The organism is Leptolyngbya sp. FACHB-711 (assembly GCF_014695615.1).
Lineage (GTDB): Bacteria > Cyanobacteriota > Cyanobacteriia > Elainellales > Elainellaceae > Leptolyngbya_A.
The window spans coordinates 1-5392 of sequence record NZ_JACJOR010000167.1 but is presented as its reverse complement, the minus strand read 5'-3'; the positions used below and the strand labels follow the sequence as shown (position 1 = coordinate 5392).

The following is a 5392-nucleotide window of genomic DNA, read 5'->3' as shown; positions in this document are numbered from 1 at the left end:
GCTGAAGCCGCCGCACCCAGCACTGCCACAGTCTTACCGCGCAGTGCTTCAAAATCAATGGCATCGGCGGTATGGGCGTACAGCGTGCGGGGTAAGTCAGCCAGTACTGGAGGGATGTATGAACCACCAGTACCAGCCACGCCATTGGCGAAGATAATTTTGCGTGTAGTCTCCACCTTTGGGACACCATTTACCTCAAGGTGTAGACGGAAGAAACCTGTGGCTGGCTCTATCCGTACCAACTTCGTCTGGTAACGAACCTGGATACCGAGAAAATGCCGATACCAGCTGAGGTACTCAGCCCAAGTCACCCGCTCAATGCGATCGATCTCTGCATAAGCTGCCGCACCATGCCGCGCTTCGTACCAAGCCTGGAAGGATAATTCTGGGATTCCTAGTTCTGGACCAGGCAAATTCTTTGGCGTGCGGAGCGTTCTCATCCGCGCTCGCGTCAACCACACGCCTGCATGAGCTTCGTCATCTGCTGCATCGATCTCTGTCACGTCACCGATTCCAGCACGCCGCAGCGCAAATACAAAGGTGCTACCGCTGCCGCTGCCACCGATTATCGTGACATTGTGATCGATGCCAGGGCGATCGGATACCCAGTTCTCGGGATCGGGACCAAGCAGGCGTAGTGCCTCACAGGCAGCAAAATTGGAATCGATCGTTGTTGTCATGTCGATCTCCTCAGATCTGGTCGCGATGGATAAGAAATTGGAGAAGAATGGAATAGCAAACAACTAACTTGTTACCAGGTTCTTGTTTGCGGATTTGGATGCGCTAGAACGTGTTATGAACTTGTTAGGCTAGGTAAACTAAAGAGAAACCTGAGTAACTTGCATTAACAATGGCTACTGTCAATTGCTCAATGTTCTAGCGATCAATATAGCAAGTCCCCCTTGTCGATAATTTCGCTCAGAGGCAGGAACAACCGGTTGATTGCGATTGTTAGGTACTTCAGCAGAAATGTCGTAACTCATTCTTAATTTGAAGAATGGAGCATTCACGGTACAAACAGCACGGTGACATCTCTTTTTTTCAAACCTACAATTGTTTGTAGGTTCTCGTTTGTATGTTCTTAATGTAAAAGGCAAACTCAAATCTGTCGCCAATTCAGAGTTTATGTTTTGAACCACAAGATGATCGCTATTTGAGCAATCTCAGGTGTTGGCATAACATCCACCTTAAGTTTAAATTTATCAACCACCTCAAGTTCACATCACTAGGCTACAAGCTGGTGATTCCTCGCTTTAAAGCAATAATGGTCGCTTGCGTGCGGTCTTTCGCTCCCAGTTTGCTCAAGATATGGTTGATGTTCGATTTGACGGTGCTTTCAGCAATATTCAAAGCAGCGCTGATTTGAATATTGCTCATCCCCTGAGCTACCAACTGAAGGACTTCTAGTTCGCGACCGCTCAACTCTGGATGGTTTATCCGCTGCGCTAGTTTAGCGCCAACATGAGTGGGAATGTACTGCTGACCCCTGTGAACAACATGAATAGCACTAAGGAGTTCGTCAGGTTCGGCATCCTTAAGTAGATAGCCTTTGGCTCCAGCGCGTAATCCCCGATAGATATCTTCATCTCCATCGTAAGTCGTCAGGATAATAATGTGGGCATGGGCAAACTCAGCACAAATTGCCATCGTTGCATCCACACCACTCACCTGCGGCATCCGTAAGTCCATTAAGGTGACATCGGGCTGTAGCTGGCGGTATTGGTCGATCGCTTCCTGCCCATTACCCGCTTGACCCACCAGCATCATGTCTGGTTGATTGTCAATCATTGCAACCAGTCCTTGTCGCACAATTGCGTGGTCATCAACAATCAAAACGCGAATAGCTGTGGGCTGACTCATGTTGCTGCCTCCCGTTGTATAGATACGATCACTGCTGTTCCCTGCCCCAATTGGCTCTCGATCGAGAGCAGGGCGCCAATGTGTTCCGCTCGTTCGGTCATACCCAATAACCCAAATCCCCGGCTGAGAGTGGTAGTGTTAGCTTCAAAGCCTCGTCCATTGTCTTTAATGCGTAAATGGCACGAGGTGGGTTCATAAACTAATTCAATCTGAATTTCCTTCGCCTGAGCATACTTGATTGCATTGGTAAACGCTTCCTGTCCAATTCTCAAGAGGTTATTCTCAGCGTCAGCGGGCAACGCATAGGGCGTGCCGATCACCTCATAAGTCAGGCAGGATTCTGTTGAGGATTGCATCATAGCAACAAATTGCTCCAGCGCTGTCCACAAGTTGCCATCTTCTAGTAACTGAGGACGCAATGCTGCAACGGAACGTCGAGCCTCTATCAGTCCGTTACGAGCCAGCTCACGCACGATGTCAATGTGAGTTTGTACGGCTTCTGGTTTAATGGTCACTAACTGAGAAACAGTTCCCATGTGAACCAGAACACCTGTAAAGGCTTGCGCTAGCGTGTCGTGGATCTCGCGCGCCATGCGGTTACGTTCTTCTAAAATTGACGCTGCTTCAGCACGTTTGCGATCGCTAATATCCAGAATCACCCCCAACATTCGTACAGGCTGTCCAGCTTCGTTATAAATGCCTCGCCCCCGACCCACCAACCAGTGAATAGTCCCATCCGGATAAATCACTCGATATTCAGTTTCAAAATCGGTATGGGTTGCTAGTGCGACCGCAACTGCTTGCTCGACTCGCTCAATATCCTCTAAGTGAACCCGATCGCGCCATGCTTGATAGCTGCTCTTCACTTCCCCAGGAACTAACCCCAGCAATCGAACGTGATTATCATTCCACTCGGTTATATTCTCTACGATGTTCCAATTCCAACTGCCGATATAGGAAAAGTCCATGGTCAGTCTGCGTTGCTCTTCGCTCTGTCGCAAGGCGTTTTCAACTTGCTGGCGCTCTTCGATCTCCTGGGAGAGCAGCAACGTTCGCTCAGTGACTTGCTGTTCTAAGGTCTGACTGTATTCGGATAAAAGCTTCTCTGCTTGCTTACGGTCGGTGATGTCTTGAAAGGCTGCGATCGCATACAGAATGTTGCCAGATTCATCAAAAATTGGAGTTCCCCAACTTTCAATCGGAATGATGCGATTCCCCTGATGAATTTCGATATCATCTACACTGCCCTGTTCGCCGTTTAGTGCTCGTATCATCATCAGTTGTTCAGTTGGGTAGGGGCGATCGGTTCCTGCCACATAGAGTTGATAGGCTTCGGCAATTTGTTCTGGGGAGACAGACGGCAGCACGCCTTTGCCCAAAAGTTGGATTGCCTTCTGATTTGCGTAATAAGGGTGACCTGTTGCGTCCAGAACCGCAATTCCTACCGGAATCGACTCTAAAATTTTCTGAAGGCGGGTTTCACTTTGGGCGAGAGTCTGGTTTAAAGACTGCATTTTAGCAAATGCGATTTGAAGCTGCTGTGCCATCTGGTTAAACGATCGAGCTAGTTCACCCAAATCACCCGATCGCTCAATTTCTACCGTCTGATCCCATGCACCGTCTGCTAGCGCTTTTGCTGATTGGCTGACGCTGACAATTGGTTTAGTGATCCACCGTGCAATTAAAATGCAGATCGCAATGCCAAGCAGCAAAGCGGCAATACAAAGCAGAATCGTCGTGTGAATGTTCTGATTAATCTTTGCCATAAAATCGGATTCAGGCAGCACCGTGACAATCAGCCAATCTAGCCCACGAGTATCTTTGAATGGCATTACCTGAATTAACTGCCGCCTGCCATCGAAATTAAAATCAAGCTGTTCCGCCGTTTGGATCTGCCACAAATTGCTGAAATGATCGCGCAAATAAGCAGCAGTCGCTCGCACGGTGGGGTTACGGCTCTCAACTGCAGACAATCGATTTGCCACCGCTCCACTACTGATAATCGCCTCTCCGGTGGAGGTAGCAACCAGTTGTCCCGATCGCTCTAGAATAAAGGCGATGCCTGTTTTACCGATTTGCAGGCTCGCTAAAAAACGGCTCATCTCATTAGGCAGAAATACATCGGTGGCGCAGACTCCCAACAGCGATCGATCAGCAGTGCTATAGACAGGCGTACTGGCAGTGATCGTTGGCAATTGGCTGGCAAAGTCGGCATAGATTCCACTCCAAACCGGTTCGCCTGCCGTCACTGCTGCTTTAAACCAGGGACGAAGCCGCGCATCGAAGGTTTTGTTACCTTGACTGACTAACTGGTCTGGCTGGCCATTGCGATCAAGGCTGTAGCCGTAGAGTTTATGATCTGTAGCAACATTACTCGATCGCAGTTCAATTGAGTTATCGGCAGGGCTGCGCCGCACTCCCAAAAGAGACCCGTTGCGATCGCCACAGTAGATATCACTCACCATTGGATAAATCTGAATTTGCTGCCAGAGTGGAAACTCACCTTTGACGGCGCTAGCGTCAATTTTTCCCTGAGCGAATGTGCTGGCATTGAGCCGATTGATGTTATGGGGTATCTCGGTGTAGGTTTGTAGCTTGCCTTCGATCCGGTTCGTCAGTTCGCGCCGTAGTTGACTGGCGAGATCGTTGATAGCTTCCTGTCTATTTCTGAAGGAAAAATACCCCACTAGTCCGACCGTCACCAACGTTTGCAGCACAAACGGCACAATCAAAACCGTCTGCAATGGCACCGTTCTAGAAATTTGAGCTACAACTTGCTTGAGGAACGCATTGGATAAGGAAATCATGATAAGAGCCGCACTGATGCAGTTGATTAACGAAACTACTAGTCGTGGAAAGCTTTAGTGATCGCAATGAGTAACGGCTCAAACTCTAAAGCGTCTGTATACTGCACGCCATTGATGAACAAAGCTGGAGTGCTAATCACCCCACTATCCATGCCGCTGGTAATGTCTTGATTGATATGAGCGACGTACACTTTCCGGGCAATGTCTCGAAGAAATTGAGTCACATCAAGCCCTAAACTGTCAGCGTATTCTGCTAAATCTCCATCCCCAGCTCTTGCTGATGCTTCAATAGCATCTCGTGCATCTGCCTAAACTGCCCTTGTGCTGCTGCCTTTTGAGCTTGAGGATGGATATGAGATTGAGGAAAATGTCGGAATATAAAGCACAAAGAATTTTCCCCGGATAAGGTCGCCTCAAACTCGCGTTGAATTGCCTGAATTGAGATGTAAAGTTCACCACATTGAGGACATTGATAATCCCCATACTCAACCAGCACAACATGGGCATTCAATGATCCTTGCCGATGGTCTTGCTCACAAGGGAGTACAACTAATTGATTGCGTTCACTCTGTATCTCCGTTGGAGAATCGCTAAGTGCATCGTCAGAAATAATATCGCTCATTCTAAATTCTTGAGGAAAAAAGATTCATCGCGTGTACTCTGAAATCTTTTCTCTTCAACCCTACAATCATTTGTATGGGTTTAGTGTATGAGGCTTGCTTAGG

5 protein-coding genes are annotated in these 5392 nt (G+C 48.2%); all 5 read right to left on the bottom strand.

Annotated features, from left to right (window positions below; translation table 11 throughout):
• A partial coding sequence (locus tag H6F80_RS05755; protein ID WP_190790638.1) for a SidA/IucD/PvdA family monooxygenase occupies positions 1-680 on the bottom strand: 680 nt, incomplete at its 3' end.
• Between the two features lie 550 nt (positions 681-1230).
• Positions 1231-1860 carry a response regulator gene (locus tag H6F80_RS05750; RefSeq protein WP_190790637.1) on the bottom strand — a complete coding sequence of 210 codons (630 nt, stop codon included), beginning with the start codon at positions 1858-1860 and terminating at the stop codon, positions 1231-1233.
• Positions 1857-4667: a PAS domain S-box protein gene (locus tag H6F80_RS05745; protein ID WP_190790636.1), complete on the bottom strand. Its 2811-nt coding sequence runs from the start codon at positions 4665-4667 to the stop codon at positions 1857-1859. The genes H6F80_RS05750 and H6F80_RS05745 overlap by 4 nt, the downstream gene beginning before the upstream one ends.
• 38 nt (positions 4668-4705) lie before the next feature.
• A complete protein-coding gene (locus H6F80_RS30625) occupies positions 4706-4891 on the bottom strand; it encodes a DsbA family protein (RefSeq protein WP_518523526.1) in 186 nt (61 codons plus the stop codon).
• 29 nt (positions 4892-4920) lie between these two features.
• Positions 4921-5289, bottom strand: a complete 369-nt coding sequence (locus H6F80_RS30260; RefSeq protein WP_277879049.1) for a DsbA family protein — start codon at positions 5287-5289, stop codon at positions 4921-4923.
• Between the last annotated feature and the right edge of the window lie 103 nt (positions 5290-5392).

What these genes read in the sequence shown, in the direction of transcription:
- H6F80_RS05750 (WP_190790637.1), bottom strand. Translation starts at nt 1,860, where the DNA reads ATGAGTCAGCCCACAGCTATTCGCGTTTTGATTGTTGATGACCACGCA.
- H6F80_RS05745 (WP_190790636.1), bottom strand. Translation starts at nt 4,667, where the DNA reads ATGATTTCCTTATCCAATGCGTTCCTCAAGCAAGTTGTAGCTCAAATT.
- H6F80_RS30260 (WP_277879049.1), bottom strand. Translation starts at nt 5,289, where the DNA reads ATGAGCGATATTATTTCTGACGATGCACTTAGCGATTCTCCAACGGAG.